Source organism: Kineococcus gypseus (genome assembly GCF_050871305.1).
GTDB classification, from domain to species: Bacteria; Actinomycetota; Actinomycetes; order Actinomycetales; family Kineococcaceae; genus Kineococcus; species Kineococcus gypseus.
In genome coordinates, this window is sequence record NZ_JBJLRD010000036.1 from 25874 (window position 1) to 43192 (window position 17319).

The following is a 17319-nucleotide window of genomic DNA, read 5'->3' on the forward strand; positions in this document are numbered from 1 at the left end:
CTCAGCCCTCCCGGCCGGTCAGGCGGCGCACCGCGGCGGCGAAGGCGTCGCCGCGGTGGGCGTAGTCGGTGAACTGGTCCATGGAGGCGCACGCCGGCGCCAGCAGCACCGTGTCGCCGGGGCGGGCCAGGGCGGCGGCGCGCTCGACCACGGCGTCCATGAGGGCGGCGGCGGAGGCCTCGCGCCCCTGCGCGGGGGCGTCGCTCGACGGGTCGGGCACGGCCCCAGTCTGGGCGAGGTCCACCTCGACGACCGGCACATCGGGGGCGTGTCGGGCCAGCGCCTCGCGCAGCGCGGCCCGGTCGGCGCCGATGAGCACAGCGGCGCGCAGCCGCCCCGCGGCGCGCTCGACGAGGTCGTCGAAGCGCGCGCCCTTGGCCAGGCCGCCGGCGATCCACACCACGTGCTCGAAGGCGCGCAGCGAGGCCTCGGCGGCGTGCGCGTTGGTCGCCTTGGAGTCGTCGACCCAGCGCACCCCGCCGGCCTCGGCCACGGTCTGCACCCGGTGCGGGGCCGGGGTGAAGGCGCGCACGCCGTCGCGCACGGCGACCTGCGGGACGCCGTGCGCGCGCGCCAGCGCGGCGGCGGCCAGGACGTTCTCCACGGCGTGCGGGGCCACGGGCGCGCCCGAGCCCTCCGGCACGAGGTCCGCGAAGGAGCACAGCTCCGCGGCGCTGGTGCGCCGCTGCTCGACGAACGCGCGGTCGGCCAGGACGTCCTCGACGACGCCGAGCGTGCCGACGCGCGGGACCTGCAGCCCGAAGCCGATCGCCCGCGCGCCCTCGACGACGTCGGCCTCGCGCACCAGCTCCTCGGTGCGCGGGTCGGCGAGGTTGTACACGCACGCCCGCTCGGTGTTCTCGTACACGCGGCCCTTGGCGCGCGCGTAGGCGTCCATCGACCCGTGCCAGTCCAGGTGGTCCGGCGCCAGGTTCAGCACCGCGCTGGCCAGCGGGCGCAGCGAGGCGGTGGTGTCGGTGGACAGCCAGTGCAGCTGGAAGCTGGACAGCTCCACGGCCAGGACCTCGAAGGCGTGCGGGTGGCGCAGCGCCTCCACCAGCGGGGTGCCCACGTTGCCGGCGGAGGTGGCGCGCAGGCCCGCCGCGCGCAGGATGGAGGCGGTCAGCTCCACGGTGGTCGTCTTGCCGTTGGTGCCCGTCAGCGTCAGCCAGGGCGCCACCGGCGCGCCGCCGGCCGGGTCCGGGCGCATCCGCCAGCCCAGCTCGACCTCGCCCCACACCGGCACGCCCGCCAGCGCGGCGCTGGTCAGCAGCGGCGCGTCCGGGCGCCAGCCCGGGGAGGTGACGACGAGGTCGAAGGCGGCCCACGGGCGCGGCGGGGCCTGCACGTGCTCGGGCCCCAGCAGCACCTGCGCGCCCAGCACCCGCAGCAGCTCGCCCTTCTCGCGCCGGGCGCCGTCGGCGGAGGCGTCCACGACGCTCACCTCCGCGCCGGCCTCGAGCAGCGCGTCGGCGGCGGCGAACCCGGAGGTGCCCACCCCGGCGACCAGGGTGCGCAGCTCCGCCCACGGCGAGCCGGCGTGGCGCAGCGCGCGCACCCGGTCGGTGTCGGCCGCGCGTGGGGCGGGGTTGCCCAGCCAGCCGTCCAGCACGTTCGACGCGTCGCTCACGCCCCGACCACCCACTGCGCGTAGAAGACGCCCAGACCCAGCGAGACGAACAGCCCCGCGACGATCCAGAACCTGATGACGATGGTGACCTCGCCCCACCCGGCGAGCTCGAAGTGGTGCTGCAGCGGCGCCATGCGGAACACCCGCCGGCCGGTCATCTTGAAGGAGCCGACCTGGATGACCACCGAGAGGGTGATGATGACGAACAGCCCGCCCAGCAGCACCAGCAGCAGCTGGGTGCGCGAGAGGATCGCCAGCCCGGCCAGCGCGCCGCCCAGGGCCAGCGAGCCGGTGTCGCCCATGAAGATCTTCGCCGGGGAGGCGTTCCACCACAGGAACCCGAAGCAGGCGCCCATCACCGCGGCGGCCACCACGGCGAGGTCGCGCGGGTCGCGCACCTCGTAGCAGCGCGGCTCGAACTCCGGCAGCGCGTAGCAGTTCTGGTTGGACTGGAACGTGCAGATGAGCACGTACGCGGCCAGCACCATGGTGGTGGCGCCGGTGGCCAGCCCGTCCAGGCCGTCGGTGAGGTTCACGCCGTTGCTGATGGCCGAGGTGATGAACAGCGCCCACAGCACGAAGAGCACGGTGCCCACGGCGGCGCCGCCGAACGCCAGGTCCAGCAGGTCGACGTCGCGCAGGAACGAGACGTTCGTCGACGCCGGCCGCAGGCCGTCCTCGTCGGGGAACTGCAGCGCCAGCACCGCGAAGGCGACGCCGACCAGGCCCTGCCCGACGAGCTTGGAGCGCGCGCGCAGCCCCAGGCTCTGCTTGCGGGAGATCTTCAGGAAGTCGTCGAGGAACCCGACCACCCCCAGGCCCGCCATGAGCAGCAGCACCAGCAGGCCCGAGGCCGTCACGGGCGTGCCGGTGAACAGGTGCGCGGCGCCGTAGGCGAGCAGCGCGCCGAGGATGATGACGGCCCCGCCCATCGTGGGGGTGCCGCGCTTGGTGTGGTGGCTGGTGGGGCCGTCGTCGCGCACGAACTGCCCGTAGCCGCGGCGCACCAGCCAGCGGATGTACAGCGGGGTGCCGAACAGCGCCACGACGAGGGACACGGCCCCCGCGACCAGGACCGCCCTCACGCGCCGGCCCCCGCCGCGCCCGCGGCCGGCGCGCGGCCGCCCGCGAGCAGCCGCTCGGCCAGCGCGCCCAGGCCCGCGCCGTGGGAGGCCTTGACCAGGACGACGTCGCCGGGGCGCAGCTGCTCCTCGAGCAGGGCCCCGGCCGCGTCGACGTCCGCGGCGAAGACGGCCTCCTCGCCCCAGGAGCCCTCCATCACCGCGCCGGTGTACGCCGGGCGCGCGCCCGCGCCGACGACGAGGAGCTTGGAGACGTCCAGGCGCACCGCGTAGCGGCCCACCGCGTCGTGCTCGTCGCGCGAGGAGGCGCCCAGCTCGAGCATCTCCCCCAGCACCGCCCAGGTGCGCCGGCCGCCGGCCATCCCCACCAGGGCCTTCAGGGCCGCGCGCACCGAGTCGGGGTTGGCGTTGTAGGCGTCGTGCACGACGGTGACGCCGTCGGGGCGCTCGACGACCTGCATGCGCCCGCCGCTGGCGGCCCCGGCCGCCGACAGCGCCGCGGCGACGTCGTCGAGGTCCACGCCCAGCCCCAGCGCGACGGTCGCGGCGGCCAGGGCGTTGCCGACCTGGTGCTCGCCGTGCAGGCGCAGGTGCACCGCGGCGGTGCGCCCGCCGGCGGCCAGGGTGAAGACCGGTCGGGCGAGCTCGTCGGTGCGCACGTCCAGCGCGCGCACGTCCGCGCCCCGCGAGAGGCCGAAGGTGACCACCCGCGCCGCGGTGCGCGCCGCCATCGCCGCGACGCGGGCGTCGTCGGCGTTGAGCACGGCCAGGCCGTCGGCGGGCAGCGCCTCCACCAGCTCGCCCTTGGCGGCGGCGGTGGCCTCCAGGGAGCCGAACTCCCCCACGTGCGCGGCGCCGACGTTGAGGACGACACCGGTGGCCGGGCGGGCCACGCGGCACAGCGCCGCGATGTGCCCGCGCCCGCGCGCGCCCATCTCCACCACGAGCGCGGCGGTGCCGGCGTCGGCGCGCAGCACCGTCAGCGGCGCACCGACCTCGTTGTTGAAGCTGCCCACGGGGGCGACGACGGGACCCAGCGGGGCCAGCACCGCCGCCAGCAGGTCCTTGGTGGTCGTCTTGCCCGCCGAGCCGGTCACCCCCACCACGCGCGGCCCGCCGCCACCGGCGCGCAGCCGCGCCAGGGCGCCGGCGGCCAGCCGGCCCAGGGCGGCGACGCCGTCCTCGACGAGGACCACCGCGGTGCCGGCGGGCACGTCCACGGGGCGCTGGGCCAGCACGAGCGCGGCCCCGGCCGCGACGGCGGCCGCCGCGTGCTCGGCGCCGTCGACGCGCGCACCGGGCAGCGCCACGAACAGCGCCCCGGGCGCGGCGAGCCGGGAGTCGACGACCACCGGCCCCTCGACGCGGGTGCTCGCGGCCCCGGCGACCAGCCGGCCCCCGGCCAGCTCCGCCACCTCCGCCGCGGTCAGCGCGATCACGACCCACCTCCAGCTGCACTCGTGCCCGACGTCGTGCCCGTCCTCGCGCCCGTGCTCGCGCCGGTCGGGGCCGGCCCGCGCGCCGCGGCCAGGCGCCGCAGCTCCTCGGCCGCGACCACGCGGTCGTCGAAGGGCACGACCACCCCGGCCGCCTCCTGGCCCGTCTCGTGGCCCTTGCCCGCCAGCAGCACCGTGTCGCCGGGACCGCCGCAGCGCTCGAGGGCGGTGGCCACCGCCGCGCGCCGGTCGGCGACCTCGAGCACCTCCGCGCCCGCACCGGCCGCGCCGGCCAGCACCGCGGCGCGCACCTCGGCCGGCACCTCCGAGCGGGGGTTGTCGTCGGTGACCACGAGCAGGTCGGCGCCGCGGGCGGCGGCGGCACCCATGAGGGGGCGCTTGGCGCGGTCGCGGTCGCCGCCGGCGCCGAGCACCACCGCCAGGCGCCCGGTGGTCAGCGGCCGCAGCGCGGCCAGCACCCGCTCGACCGCGTCGGGGGTGTGCGCGTAGTCCACGACGACCAGCGGCTCGCCCGGCGCGCCGGTGGAGACCCGCTCCAGGCGCCCGGGCACGCCCGCCGAGGCGGCCAGCCCGCGCACCGCGTGCTCGGCGCCCAGCCCGGCGCGCAGGGCGGCCACCGCGGCCAGGGCGGCGTTGGCGACGTTGAAGGGGCCCGGCAGCGGGCAGCGCAGCGCCAGCTCGGCGCCGTCGGCGCCCACGAGACGGAAGGTGCTGCCGTCGCGGCCGGGGCGCACGTCGCGCACCGCCCAGTCGGCCCCGCCCGCCCCGCTCGCCCCGCCGGTCACGCCCGCGTCGCCGGTGCGCACCGTCGTCACGGGCACGCCCGCCGAGGCGGCCAGCCGCCGGCCCCACGCGTCGTCGACCGCGATGACGCCGTGCCGGGCGTGCGCGGGGGTGAACAGGCGCGCCTTGGCGGCGAAGTACTCCTCCATGGAGCCGTGGAAGTCCAGGTGGTCCTGGCTGAGGTTGGTGAAGACGGCCACGTCGAGCACGAGGCCGTCCACGCGGTGCAGCGCCAGCGCGTGGCTGGAGACCTCCAGCGCGCAGCCGCGCACGCCCGCGGCGACCATGCGCGCCAGCAGGGCGTGCAGGTCGGGCGCCTCGGGCGTGGTGCGCTCGCTGCTCAGCCGCTCGCCGGCGATGCGCGTCTCGACGGTGCCCAGCAGGCCGGTGCTCCACCCGGCGGCCCGCATGACCGCCTCGAGCAGGTACGCGGTGGTCGTCTTGCCGTTGGTGCCCGTCACGCCGACGGTGACCAGGCGCTCGCCGGGGTGCCCGTGCACGCGCGCGGCCAGGTCGCCGAGCACCGCGCGCGGGTCGTCCACCACGAGCAGCGGCGCGCCGGCGGCCCGCGCGGCGGCGGCGCCCGCGGGGTCGGTCAGCACCGCCGCGGCGCCCGCGGCGACCGCCTGCGCGGCGAACCGCGCGCCGTGCACGTTCGCGCCGGGCAGCGCCGCGTAGAGGTCGCCGGGGACCACGCGCCGCGAGTCCAGGCTCACCCCGCCCACGGCGCGCGCACCGGCGGCGGGGGGTTCGAGGTCGGTGCCGAGGGAGGCCGCGACGTCCGCGAGGGTCAGGGGCCGAGGAGCGCTGCCGCCCGGCCCGTCGGTCATCGGCACGCCGTGAGGTTACCCGTCCGCGGGGGTGCCCCCGTCACGGCGCCCCGGGCGTGTCGGTGCGGCGCGGAGCGCCTCACCCCTCCTCGCCCCAGGTCAGCGGCAGGGCCGCCGGCGCGGCGGTGGAGGGGGGGGTGCGGCGCTGCTGCAGCGCGTACGTCATGACGTCCTTGAAGACCGGGCCGGCGGCGGAACCGCCGTAGTAGTTGTTCTTCGGGTCCTGCAGGATGACCGCCACGACGAGCTGCGGGTCGTCGGCCGGCGCCATGCCGATGAACGAGGCGGTGTAGCCGGAGTAGCAGCCGCAGTCGGAGTCGTAGCGCTGCGCGGTGCCGGTCTTGCCGGCCACGAGGTAGCCGGGGATGTCGGCGGCCTTGCCGGTGCCGCTCTCGCCGACGACCGCCTGCATCATGTCCCGCAACGTCTTCGCCGTGCCGGAGCCGATGACGCGCGAGCTGGCCGGCTCGGGTTCGGCGCGGTAGTTGCCGTCCGGGTCCGAGGTGCCCGAGACCAGCTGCGGCTCCACGCGCACGCCGTCGTTGGCGACGGTGGCGAACACCGAGGCGGCCTGCACCGCGTTGACCGACAGGCCCTGGCCGAACATGACGGTGAAGCGCTGGGTGCCGGAGTGGTCCTCGGGGTCGGCGAGGATGCCGGGCGTCTCCCCGGGGAAGTGCAGGTCGGTGCGCTGCCCGAACCCGAACCGCCGGTGGTACTCGTACAGGGTCCGCGAGTCCAGCTCCTCCCCGGCCATGATGGTGCCGGTGTTGCTGGACTCGGCCAGCACGCCGGCCAGGGTGAGCTTCTGCACCGGGTGCGGGTGCGAGTCGTGGAAGACCTTCGTGGAGCGCTTGAGCTCGTCGGGCACCGTGAACTCGCTGGTGGGCGTGGAGGTGCCCTCCTCCAGCGCGGCGGCCATCGTGATGACCTTCGCGGTCGAGCCGGGCTCGAACGCCTCGGTCAGCGCGGTGTTGTTCAGCTCCTCGTTCTTCAGCGACGTCAGGTCCGCCGGGTCGATGCTCGGCGCGCTGGCCAGCGCCAGCAGCCGCTGCCGGCGGTCCATCACCACCACCGTGCCCGAGCGCGCCCCGGTGGCGCGCACCTGCTCGGCCACGGCGGTGGCCGCCTTCCACTGCAGGTCCGAGTCGATCGTCAGGTGCAGCGAGGTGCCGTCGACGGGTTCGGTGGTCTCCCGCTCGCCCAGCGGGATCTCCTGCCCGCCCAGGCTGCGCTCGTAGCGCACGGACCCGTCGGTGCCCGCCAGCAGGTCGTCGTCGGCCAGCTCCAGCCCCGACAGCGGGCGGTCGCGCGTCTTGCCGTCCTCGGTCTCGGAGGTGCCCAGCACGCCGACGAGCGTGGAGGCGGCGCTGCCGCTGGGGTACACGCGCTGGGTGCTGCGCTCGGAGGTGATGCCGGCCACGCCCGCGTCGAAGACCCGCTGCCACAGCTCGGGGGTGATGCCCACGGCCACCAGGGCGTAGCGGTCCTCCGGCCCCGACCCGCGCAGGGTGGTGGCCAGGGCCGCCTCGTCCGCGCCCAGCACCGGGGCCAGCACCCGCGCGGCCCCCTCCGGGCCCCGCGGCAGCGCGGCGTCGCGGGCGCTGCCGTCCTGGCGGGTGTTGAAGGTCGCCACGATCGCGGGGTCGGCCACCACGTCGCGGCGCTCCACCGAGGTGGCCAGCACCACGCCGTCGGCGTCGAGGACGTCGCCGCGCTGGGCGTACAGGGTGCTGGTGTGGGTGCGCTGGTCCAGCGCCGCCTGCGCGAGCTCGGCCGCGTCGGCGCCCTGCAGCTGCACCAGGCGCCCGGCCAGCAGGCTGAGCACCACGAGCACCGTCAGGACGAACGCGCGCAGCCGGCGGTCGGGGCGGTCGTCGAGGTCGCGGCTGCGGCGGGCGGCGGTGGGTCGGGGCAAGGTGGGGCCTTCCGGGTTCCCCGCGGCGGCGGGTCGTGCGTGCGGCGGCGTTCGGGCGGCGCGGCCGGGTCAGCCCGCCGCGGCGTCCTCGGCGGGCTGCCCGCCCGCGGCGTCCCCGGCGCCCGCCGGGGGCGCGGGCGCGGCGGTGCCCGCCGCGCTCCCGGTGCTCCCGGCGCCGGTGGTGCCCGCGGGCTCCTCGGGCTCCTCGGGCGCGGTGGCGGGGGTCGGAGTGCCCACCGAGCCGTCGGCCGTCAGGTGCACGGGCGCGGGGGCGGGCACCATGCCCAGCTCGGCGGCGCGGGCGGCGAGCGCCTGCGGCGCCGAGCGGGCGGCGAGCTCCTCCTCGGCGGCCTGCTGGCGGTCGGCCAGGCCCTGGGAGGTCACCTGCAGGTCGGTGATGCGGTAGGCGTCGCCGGCGATGGCGATGTTCGTCATCAGCAGGCCGAACAGGCCCAGGCTGAGCAGGAGCACGCACGCCACGGGCAGCGGCAGGCGCAGCCCGCGCACGGCCGGCGGCACCACCACGCGCAGCTCGGGCACGGCCCCGGTGTCCGGGCGCGCCTCGCGAGCGCGGACCGCGGCCTTGCGGGCCGCGATCAGTGGCTGGCTCATCACCGGGTCCTTCCGTCGTCCGTGGTCCTCGTGCTGCTCGTGCCGCCCGCGGTCGCGGTGCGCCCGTCCTGCGGGCGGGGCCGGCGGGCCGGTCGTCCCCCGAGCGCGGAGGAGGGCCTGCGGGGATCCTCCCGGGGCAGCCTGCGCACCGCGCGGAGGCGCGCCGACGCCGCGCGGGGATTGACCGAGACCTCCTCCTCGCCGGGCGCCTCGCCGCCGCGGGTGAGGGGTTCCGCGCGCGGGCCGGAACCCGGCGGCAGGAACGGCAGGTCCGGCGGTGCGGAACTCGCGGTGAGCCCGCGCAGCGCGTTCTTGGCGATGCGGTCCTCGAGGGAGTGGAACGTCAGCACGGCCAGGCGGCCGTCGTCGGCCAGGCGCTCGAACGCGGCGGGCAGGGCGCGCTCGACCACGCGCAGCTCGTCGTTCACCTCGATGCGCAGGGCCTGGAACGTGCGCTTGGCGGGGTTCCCGCCGGTGCGCCGGGTGGCGGCGGGGACGTTGGCGCGCACCAGGTCCACGAGCCGCGCGGAACTCGCGAAGGGTTCCGCGGCGCGCTCGCGCACCACGGCCGCGGCGATGCGGTCGGCGAAGCGCTCCTCGCCGTACTCGCGCAGGACGCGCGCGAGTTCCCCGTGCGGGTAGGTGTTCAGCACGTCGGCGGCGGTGGTGGGCGCACCTGCGTCCATGCGCATGTCCAGCGGGGCGTCGCGCGCGTAGGAGAAACCCCGCTCGACCTCGTCGAGCTGCAGGGAGGAGACGCCCAGGTCGAAGAACACCGCGTCCACGCGCTCGACGCCGAGGTCGTCGAGGACGGCAGGCAGTTCGTCGTGCACCGCGTGCACCAGCGTGACGCGCTCGCCGAAACCCGCCAGCCGGCGACCGGCGAGTTCCAGGGCCTGCGGGTCGCGGTCGATGCCGACCAGGCGCAGGTGCGGGTGCAGGCGCAGCAGTTCCGCGGCGTGCCCGCCCATCCCCAGCGTCGCGTCGACGGAGACCGCGCCGGGGTGCTGCAGGGCCGGGGAGAGCAGTTCGGTGCAGCGCCGGAGCATCACCGGGGCGTGCCGGGCCGCGACCGCGGCGGCCTGCGCGTCCTCGGTCACCGCTCCCCCACCTCTGCTCCCCGCCGGCCGGCGGGCCGACGTCGCCGTCCGTGCCCGTCGGCCGTGGTCCCCATCCGCTCGCGGGTCCGTGCCTGGCGCCGGGGAAGAGGCGTCAGGTCCGGTCGGGAGCGGCTGGGGGCCGCGGTCGACGGTCGCTCCCGGCGGGCGCCGGGAGCCGGGGGTCACACGACCCCGGGCAGGACCTCCTCGCGCTGGTCCGAGAAGGCGGGCTCGGCGCCGGCCAGGTAGGTCTCCCACGTGGGCAGGTCCCACACCTCCACGCGGGACCCGACGCCCGTGACGGCGAGGTCGCGGTCGAGCCCGGCGTAGGTGCGGAGCACCGGGGGGATGGTGAAGCGCCCCTGCTTGTCGGGGACCTCGTCCGAGGCACCCGAGAGGAAGACCCGCAGGTAGTCGCGGGCCTCCTTGCGGGTCAGCGGCGCCCGCCGCAGCTCCTCGTGCATCCGCTCGAACTCCTGCGTGGGGAAGAGGTAGAGGCAGCGTTCCTGCCCCTTGGTGATCACCAGTCCGTCGGAGAGCTGGTCCCGGTACTTGGCCGGGAGGATCAGCCGCCCCTTGTCGTCCAGGCGGGGGGTGTAGGTGCCCAGGAACACAGCCGCAACCCCCGACGGTCGGTTCCGAGCGGCCCCTCCTGAGCCGCTCCCCTCCACCGTACTCCACTTTCCTCCACGGTCAACGTCACGCGGCGCGCGGCGATCACCGGGGGCGCGCATCGCCGCAGGTCAGCGCGGTGGAGCGCGGTGGGGGGCGGCGGCGGGCCCCGCCCGGCCCCCCGCGCGCGCCCCACCCCGGCCGCACCGCCGCGCGCGCCGCCCCGGCGCCCCCGCCGGCACCGCCGCCCCCGCGGGCCCGGCGCGGGCCCCGAGCGGGCCGGCGGAGGGGCCGTCCGGGGGGCGCGGGGGCGGGGGCGTGGGGCACAGTGGAGCCTGGTCGCGACGGTGAGGCCGGGCGACGGCACGAGCGCGGCCCCACCGCGCCCGCAGGAGGAGACGAGGCCACGTGACGACCACCAGCGCACCCGCCAGCGGCCACCCCGGGGACCCGCTGGCCGTGCCGCCCGAGGACCTGCCCGCCGCGCTCGAGGAGCTGGCCGCCACCACCGACGCGCTGGCGCGCACGGTGGACCGGGTCATCCAGGGCAAGGACGAGGCGGTGCGCCTGGCGCTGACGGTCCTCTTCGCCGGCGGGCACCTGCTGGTGGAGGACGTGCCCGGCGTGGGCAAGACGATGCTCGCCAAGGCGCTGGCGCGCGCCATCGACGGCACCGTGCGCCGCATCCAGTTCACCCCGGACCTGCTGCCCAGCGACGTGACGGGCTCGAGCGTGTGGAACCAGGAGCGCGGCGCCTTCGAGTTCCGCCCCGGCGCCGTCTTCGCCAACGTCGTCATCGGCGACGAGATCAACCGGGCCTCGCCCAAGACGCAGTCCGCGCTGCTGGAGTGCATGGAGGAGGGGCAGGTCACCGTCGACGGCACCACCTGGCCCCTGGAGCGGCCGTTCGTCGTCTTCGCCACGCAGAACCCCGTGGAGATGGACGGCACCTACCCGCTGCCCGAGGCGCAGCGCGACCGCTTCACCGCCCGCGTCTCGATGGGCTACCCCTCGGCGCAGGCGGAGCTGACCATGCTCTCCGAGCACGGCGGCGCCGAGCCGCTGGAGCGGCTGACGCCCGTGGTGGCCGTCGCCGACGTGCGGCGCCTCGGCGAGGCGGTGCGCGCCGTGCACGCCGCCGAGGCCCTGAAGCAGTACGTCGTGGACCTGGTGCGGCGCACCCGCGCTCACCCGGACCTGCGCCTGGGCGCCTCACCGCGCGCCGCGCTGCACCTGCTGCGCGCGGGCCGGGCGCGCGCGGCGATGGAGGGGCGCGACCACGTGCTGCCCGACGACGTGCAGGCGCTGGCCGTGCCCGTGGTGGCGCACCGGCTGCTGCTGACGGCGGACGCGCAGCTGGCCGGGCGCGACGGCGCCCACGTCGTCGCCGACGTGCTGCGCACCACGGCGCTGCCCTCGCCGCGGTGAGCGCCGCGCGGCGCCCCGGCCGGGGCGGGAGCGGGCGGCGGGAGGCGGGCCGCGGCCGGCGGGCGCCGGGCCGGGTCCGGGCCGCCGCCCGCCGCCGGTCCCCGGACCTGCGCCCGACCGCGCGCGGCTGGGCGCTGCTGGTGACCGGGCTGCTGGCCGCGGGCGCCGCGCCGGCGCTGGGGCAGCGCGACCTGCTGCGCGCCGGCGTGCTGCTCACCGCCCTGGTGCTCCTCGCCGTCGTGGTGGCGCACCGCTCCTGCCGTACCCTCGACCTCGTGTCGAGGTCCGGGTCCGCGGTGGTCGAGGCCGGTGCCCCGGCGCGGGTGCGGCTGACGGTGCGCGGCCGCGGGCGCGCGGGCGGACGGGTCGTCCTGGAGGACGCCGTGCCGCTGGCGCTGGGCGGCACCGCCCGCGTCGCCGTGCCGCCGTTGCGCGAGGGCGCCGCCCTGGACCTCGAGCACGCGGTGAGGTCCGACGTGCGCGGCAGCTACCGGCTCGGGCCGGCCACCGTGCGCGCCCGCGACCCCTTCGGCCTGGTGGTCGCCGCCCGCACCACCGGCCCGACGAGCACCCTGGACGTGCTGCCGCGGGTGCACCGGCTCGCCGACCTCCCGCTGGGCGACCTGGGCGGCGCGCGCGGCTCGTCCGCGGGGGCGGCCGCCACCACCTCCCCGGACGACGCCTCGATCCGCGCCTACCGCGTCGGCGACGACCTGCGGCGCGTGCACTGGCGCTCCACGGCCCGCCGCGGCGAGGTGATGGTGCGCTCCGACGAGCACCCCGGGCGCCCCGACGCGGTGGTCCTGCTCGACGACCGCGCCGGCGCCCACCACGGCCGCGGCGCCGCCTCGTCGCTGGAGTGGACGGTCAGCGCAGCGGCCTCGGTGGCCGTGCACCTGCACCAGCGCGGGCACCGGGTGCGCCTGCTGCACGGCGGCCGCCTGGAGCAGGTGCGCGCCGGCGAGGAGGCCTCGGCCGCGCGCGCCCTGCTGCACCAGCTGGCCCGGCTGCGCCCGGGGCCCGACGACGGGCTGGCCCGCTCGCTGGCGGCCCTGGGCCGTGCGGAGTCCACCCTGCTCGTGGCGCTGCTCGGGGAGGTCGACGAGGGCGACGTGCAGCCCCTGACCAGCGCCCGCCCGCTGGGGGCGCCGGCCCTGGCGGTGCTGCAGCGCACGCGGCTGTGGGCCGCCGCGGGCCCGGACGACGCGGGCGCCCGCGGGAGCGACGGGGACCGCGCCGGGCACGGGGACGGCGACGCGAGCGCCGACGCCGGCGTGCGGCGCGCCCACCTGGTGCTGGCGCGCGCCGGCTGGCGCACCGCCGTGGCCACGCCCGCCACGAGCGTGCCGCAGGCCTGGGCGCGCGCGGCCCGCGGCGACGCGCCGGCGCGCCCGGCGGCGACCCCCGCGCGGGGCCCGCGGTGACCCGCAGCGCGCGCGCCGCGTGGTGGGGCGCGGCGGCCTCGGCCGGCGCCACGCTGTCCCTGACGCCCCTGGTGGTCGGCTCCGGCTGGCTCGTCGGGGCGCTGGGCACCGTGCTGGCCGTGGTGGGCACCGGGCTGGTCGTGCGCGCCGCGCTGCGCCGCGAGGGCCTGGCCGTCGCGGCGCAGGCGGTCGTGCTGCTGGCGCTGCTGGTCGCGCAGTTCGGCGGCTCTACCGCGGTGCTCGGCGTGCTGCCCTCCGGCGCCACCCCGGGGCGCCTGGTGCAGCTGTTCGCCGAGGGCGTGCAGGTGGTGCAGCGCTACAGCGTGCCCGCGGCGGACCTGCGCGGGCTGCGCCTGCTGCTCGTCGGCGGTGCGGGCCTGATCGCGCTGGCCGTGGACGCGGCGGCCGTGCCGCTGCGCCGGCCGGCGCTGGCCGGGGTGCCGCTGGCCGCCGCGCTGGCCGTGCCGCTGGCCCTGGCCCCCGGCGGCTCGGGGGTCCTGGCCCTGCTGGTCACCGCCGTGCCCTACCTCGTGCTGCTGACCACCAGCCGCTCCGACCCGCGCTGGCCGGCGCCCGGGCGCGCGGTGCGCGCGGCGGTGCGGCGCCCCTCGGGCACCCGTGCGGGCACCACCGCGACGGCCACGGCGGCCGGCGCGCTCGCGCTGGCGCTGGTCGTGCCCGCCCTGGCGCCCGGCCTGGACGAGCGGCCGCTGACGCTGAACACCGGATCCGGCGACACCATCACGGTGATCAACCCGATCCTCAACCTCAAGGCGAGCCTGGGGGCGCGCTCGGACGCGACGATCCTGACGTACCAGACCGACCAGGAGGACCCCGCGCCGCTGCGCATCGTCACCGCCGACGTCTTCGACGGGGAGACGTGGGCGCCGAGCACGGGCGCGGACATCCCGCGCAACCAGCGGGTGCAGGACGGCATGAGCCCGCCGCCGGGGCTGTCGCAGGAGCTGCGCGCCTCCTCCCCCGTGCACACCACGACCATCTCGGTGCGCGGCCTGGACCAGACGTACCTGCCGCTGCCGTACCCGTCGCTGGGCGTGGCCATCGACGGCGAGTGGCTCTACGAGCGCGAGACCCTCAACGTCGTCGGCGACGGCGAGACCACCCGCAACCGCGGCTACGTCGCGCGCCACCTCGAGGTGGACCCCGTCGAGGAGCAGCTGCGCACCGCCGGCGCGGCGCCGGAGGAGGTGCGCGAGCGCTACACCGCCCTGCCGGAGTCGCTGCCCGCCGTCGTGCGCGAGGAGGCCGCGCGCGTGACGGCCGACGCGCGCGACGACTACGAGCGCGCCGCCGCGCTGCAGCGCTGGTTCCGCTCCACCGGCGGCTTCACCTACTCCACCAGCGCCCCCAACGACGGCGGCGCGGACGCGGTGGCCGCCTTCCTGGAGCAGAGGTCGGGCTTCTGCGTGCAGTTCGCCTCCGCCATGGCCGTCATGGCGCGCGCGCTGGACATCCCGGCCCGGGTGGCCATCGGCTTCCTGCCCGGGGAGCAGACCAGCCCCGGGAACTGGCGCATCACCCCGCAGGACGCGCACGCCTGGCCGGAGCTGTACTTCGAGGGCATGGGCTGGGTGCGCTTCGAGCCGACCCCAGCCACGCGCACCGGGCAGTCGCCGGCGTACACGGTGCCCGCCGTCCGCGCACCGGGGGGCGGCGCGGTACCGGACCTGTCGTCGGGCGGGCAGGACGAGCGGCAGCCGAGCGCCAGCGCGGCGCCCAGCGCGAGCGCGACCGCGAGCGCGCCCGGCGAGCAGGCCGAGGAGGCCGAGCTGACCGGCTGGCAGCGCGTGGCCGCGGCCCCGTGGGGCTGGGTCGCCGCGGCGCTGCTGCTGGTGCTGGCCCTGGTGGCCCCGCGCGCCGGCGCGGCCGCGGTGGGCCGGCGGCGCTGGCGCGCCGCCCACGACGGGCCGTCCTCGGCGGAGGCGGCCTGGGCCGAGCTGGAGGACCGCCTGGCCGACCTCGGCCTGCGCTGGCCCGTCTCGGCCACGCCCCGGCGCCGCGCGGCGCTCGTGGAGGACTTCGCCCTGCTGCCCACCGGGGCGCGCGAGCAGCTCACCGCGCTGCGCGCGGCGGTGGAGGGCGCCCGCTTCGGCGCCGGGGACTCCGGCGGCGGCCCCGGCCCGGCGGGCGGTGCGGGGCGCGCCGGCCGGCGGGGGGCCGCGGTGCTCGAGCGCCCGGCGAGCGCGGCGGGCGGGCGGCGCGTGGTGCGCGCCCAGGTCGACGAGGTGGTCGGGGCCGTCGCGGAGAGTTGCTCGCGGGCGGCGCGCTGGCGGGCGCGCTGGTTCCCCGGCGCGGGCGTGCGGGCGCTGCTGGCGTGGTGGGAGCGGGACTGACCCGCTGGTCCTGCGCACCCGGCGCACCGCGGCCCGTGGTGCGCGCCCGGACGCCGCGGGCCCGCGCACCGTTCGACGGTGCGCGGGCCCGCGGGGGCCGGTGGGCCCCGGGACGCTCAGGAGGGGGTGCTCACCAGCGCTCGCCCCGACGGCGGTCCCAGCGCTGCTCCATGCGCTGCATGAACGAGCCGCTGCGGCGGGCGCGGCCCGGGCGGGCCCGCCGGGCCGCGGCGGGGCCGGGCTGGGCGTCGGTCCTGGCCCCGGTGCCGCGAGCCGGCGAGAAGGCCCAGATCGCCCCGGCGAGCATGACGATGAAGCCGCCCGCCCCCAGCCAGATCCTGCTCGTGCTCACCCCGGCGAGGAGCAGCACGAGGCCGACCACGACGGCCACGACGCCGACGGCGAGGCGCCGGCGCGCGGAGCGGCCGTGGCGGGAACCCCGCATGGCGTTGGCGAACTTGGGATCGTCCGCGGACAGCGCACGTTCCATCTGCTCGAGCAGACGCTGCTCATGCTCCGAGAGCGGCACCTGTACCTCCTGGCGTGCGCACGATGTGACTTCAGGATAGGTCCCGGGGACGGGAGGCGAAACTCGGGTTACCACATGTTCCACCACCCGGGCCCACCGGGTACGGCGCTCGGGGGGCTCCAGTCCTCCGAGGACGCAACGCCCGGGCTCGGCGGTGGAGTTCCGGCCTCCAGCAACGTGGCAGGTCTCACACTGCCCGCCCCGAAGCGCGCCCCGGCGCGGTCGACCGCGCCGTCGGCCTCCCGCCAGCCCCGCACCCGCTCCCCCAGCAGCAGCTGGCGCGGCTGCCCGGCGGCGGGCGCCAGGTCCTCCAGGCGCAGGCCCACCCCGCGCAGTCGCGCCCGCTGCAGGCCCAGCCCGTCGAACAGGGCAGCGGCGGTGGCGTGCACGAGGCGGGTGACGTCGGTGCGCTCGGGCAGGGTCCGCGAGCGCGTCAGGGCGCTGCCGTCGGCGAAGCGCACCCGCAGCGCGACCGTGCGCGCGGCCAGCCCGGCGGCGCGGGAGCGCGCCGTCGTGCGCGCGGCCACGCGCAGCAGCTCGCGGTGCACCACCCGGGGGTCGTCGACGTCGCGGGCGAAGACCTCCTCGGCGGCCACGGCCCGCGCGCCGGGACCCTCGGGCACCACCGCCCGCTCGTCGCGCCCCCAGGCCAGGGCGTGCAGCCGGCGCCCGGCGCGCTCGCCCAGGGCGCGGCGCAGCGTCGCCGACGGGGTGTGCGCCACGTCGCCCGCGGTGCGCAGGCCCAGCCGCTGCAGCACCTCGGCGGTGCGCGCACCCACGCCCGGCAGCTCGGTGACCGGCGCCTCGTGCAGGAACGCCAGCGCGCCGGCGCGCGGCACGACGAGCAGCGCGTCGGGCCCGGCCCGCCCCGCCGCCAGGGCGGCCAGCAACCGGGTGGGGGCCACCCCCACCGAGCACGTCAGGCCCTGCTCGTCGGCCACGCGGTCGCGCAGCAGGCGCGCCACGGCCGCCGGCGGGCCCAGCCGGCGCACCGCCCCGGCCACGTCCAGGCACGCCGAGCCCGGTGCCAGCGGCTGCACCGCCGGGGTCAGGGAGCGCAGCACCCCCAGCGCCCCCGCCCAGGCGCGCTCGTGCTCGCCGGGGCGGCCGGGCAGCACGGTCAGCGACGGGCACAGCCGGCGCGCCCGGCCCAGCGGCGTGCCGGGCAGCACCCCGGCGCGCCGGGCCGGAGCGCTGGCCGCCCGCACCGCGCCGCGCGCGCCGGCCACCGCCACCGCAGCGCCGGCCAGCTCGGGGCGCTCCAGCAGCTCCACGCACAGCGGGAAGTCGTCCAGCTGCACGTGCAGCACGGTGCAGCCGCCGTCGTCGGGCACCGCCGCGGCGCTCACCGCACCGTCCCCCGCGCCGCCTGCCGCACCGTCCCCCGCGCCGCCCGCCGCGCGGCGGCACCGCCCGGGGGGGGGGGGGGGGGGGGGGGGGGGGGGGGGGGGGGGGGGGGGGGGGGGGGGGGGGGGGGGGGTGGGGGTGGGCGCCGGGCTGGGCGACCTGGAGGAGCGTCGTGGCCGCCCCCTCCGCGCGCAGCACCGCGTCGTCGACCGG

Annotated in this window: 13 protein-coding genes; 3 read left to right on the plus strand and 10 right to left on the minus strand. The window is 78.5% G+C overall.

Translation table 11 applies throughout. The features are described 5' to 3' along the window. Position 1: 1 nt before the first annotated feature. The 8 genes from murD to mraZ form a co-directional block, all read right to left on the minus strand. Complete coding sequence (gene murD / locus ACRYMN_RS14080; RefSeq protein ID WP_432496229.1) at positions 2-1630, minus strand: UDP-N-acetylmuramoyl-L-alanine--D-glutamate ligase; 1629 nt, start codon at positions 1628-1630, stop codon at positions 2-4. Beyond that, on the minus strand, positions 1627-2715 hold the full coding sequence (gene mraY / locus ACRYMN_RS14085) for a phospho-N-acetylmuramoyl-pentapeptide-transferase (protein WP_432496231.1): 1089 nt from the start codon (positions 2713-2715) through the stop codon (positions 1627-1629). The genes murD and mraY overlap by 4 nt, the downstream gene beginning before the upstream one ends. Beyond that, complete coding sequence (locus tag ACRYMN_RS14090) at positions 2712-4151, minus strand: UDP-N-acetylmuramoyl-tripeptide--D-alanyl-D-alanine ligase (protein ID WP_432496233.1); 1440 nt, start codon at positions 4149-4151, stop codon at positions 2712-2714. Before ACRYMN_RS14090 ends, mraY begins: the two co-directional genes overlap by 4 nt. Next, positions 4148-5782, minus strand: coding sequence for a UDP-N-acetylmuramoyl-L-alanyl-D-glutamate--2,6-diaminopimelate ligase (locus tag ACRYMN_RS14095; protein ID WP_432496259.1), 1635 nt, complete (start codon positions 5780-5782; stop codon positions 4148-4150). Before ACRYMN_RS14095 ends, ACRYMN_RS14090 begins: the two co-directional genes overlap by 4 nt. Positions 5783-5861: 79 nt before the next feature. Next, entirely contained in the window at positions 5862-7700 is a 1839-nt protein-coding gene (locus tag ACRYMN_RS14100) for a peptidoglycan D,D-transpeptidase FtsI family protein (protein WP_432496236.1), read from the minus strand. A gap of 69 nt (positions 7701-7769) precedes the next feature. Beyond that, complete coding sequence (ftsL, locus tag ACRYMN_RS14105; RefSeq protein WP_432496239.1) at positions 7770-8312, minus strand: cell division protein FtsL; 543 nt, start codon at positions 8310-8312, stop codon at positions 7770-7772. Then, positions 8312-9412, minus strand: coding sequence for a 16S rRNA (cytosine(1402)-N(4))-methyltransferase RsmH (gene rsmH, locus ACRYMN_RS14110; RefSeq protein WP_432496241.1), 1101 nt, complete (start codon positions 9410-9412; stop codon positions 8312-8314). The genes ftsL and rsmH overlap by 1 nt, the downstream gene beginning before the upstream one ends. Before the next feature lie 182 nt (positions 9413-9594). Continuing rightward, complete coding sequence (mraZ, locus tag ACRYMN_RS14115; RefSeq protein ID WP_432496243.1) at positions 9595-10026, minus strand: division/cell wall cluster transcriptional repressor MraZ; 432 nt, start codon at positions 10024-10026, stop codon at positions 9595-9597. A gap of 406 nt (positions 10027-10432) precedes the next feature. Between mraZ and ACRYMN_RS14120 the strand changes: the two genes are divergently transcribed. Genes ACRYMN_RS14120 through ACRYMN_RS14130 form a run of 3 tightly spaced genes read left to right on the plus strand, consistent with a single transcriptional unit; the run spans position 10433 to position 15230 of the window. Then, positions 10433-11452 carry an AAA family ATPase gene (locus ACRYMN_RS14120; protein WP_432496245.1) on the plus strand — a complete coding sequence of 340 codons (1020 nt, stop codon included), beginning with the start codon at positions 10433-10435 and terminating at the stop codon, positions 11450-11452. Further along, on the plus strand, positions 11449-12876 hold the full coding sequence (locus tag ACRYMN_RS14125; protein ID WP_432496247.1) for a DUF58 domain-containing protein: 1428 nt from the start codon (positions 11449-11451) through the stop codon (positions 12874-12876). Before ACRYMN_RS14120 ends, ACRYMN_RS14125 begins: the two co-directional genes overlap by 4 nt. After that, a complete protein-coding gene (locus ACRYMN_RS14130; protein ID WP_432496250.1) occupies positions 12873-15230 on the plus strand; it encodes a transglutaminase TgpA family protein in 2358 nt (785 codons plus the stop codon). The genes ACRYMN_RS14125 and ACRYMN_RS14130 overlap by 4 nt, the downstream gene beginning before the upstream one ends. Before the next feature lie 130 nt (positions 15231-15360). Here ACRYMN_RS14130 and ACRYMN_RS14135 read toward each other — a convergent pair whose 3' ends face one another. Together ACRYMN_RS14135 and ACRYMN_RS14140 are read right to left on the minus strand one after the other, a co-directional pair. Beyond that, complete coding sequence (locus ACRYMN_RS14135) at positions 15361-15759, minus strand: SCO2097 family morphological protein (RefSeq protein ID WP_432496252.1); 399 nt, start codon at positions 15757-15759, stop codon at positions 15361-15363. Between the two features lie 68 nt (positions 15760-15827). Next, a complete protein-coding gene (locus ACRYMN_RS14140) occupies positions 15828-17108 on the minus strand; it encodes a DNA polymerase Y family protein (protein ID WP_432496254.1) in 1281 nt (426 codons plus the stop codon). Positions 17109-17319 lie beyond the last annotated feature (211 nt).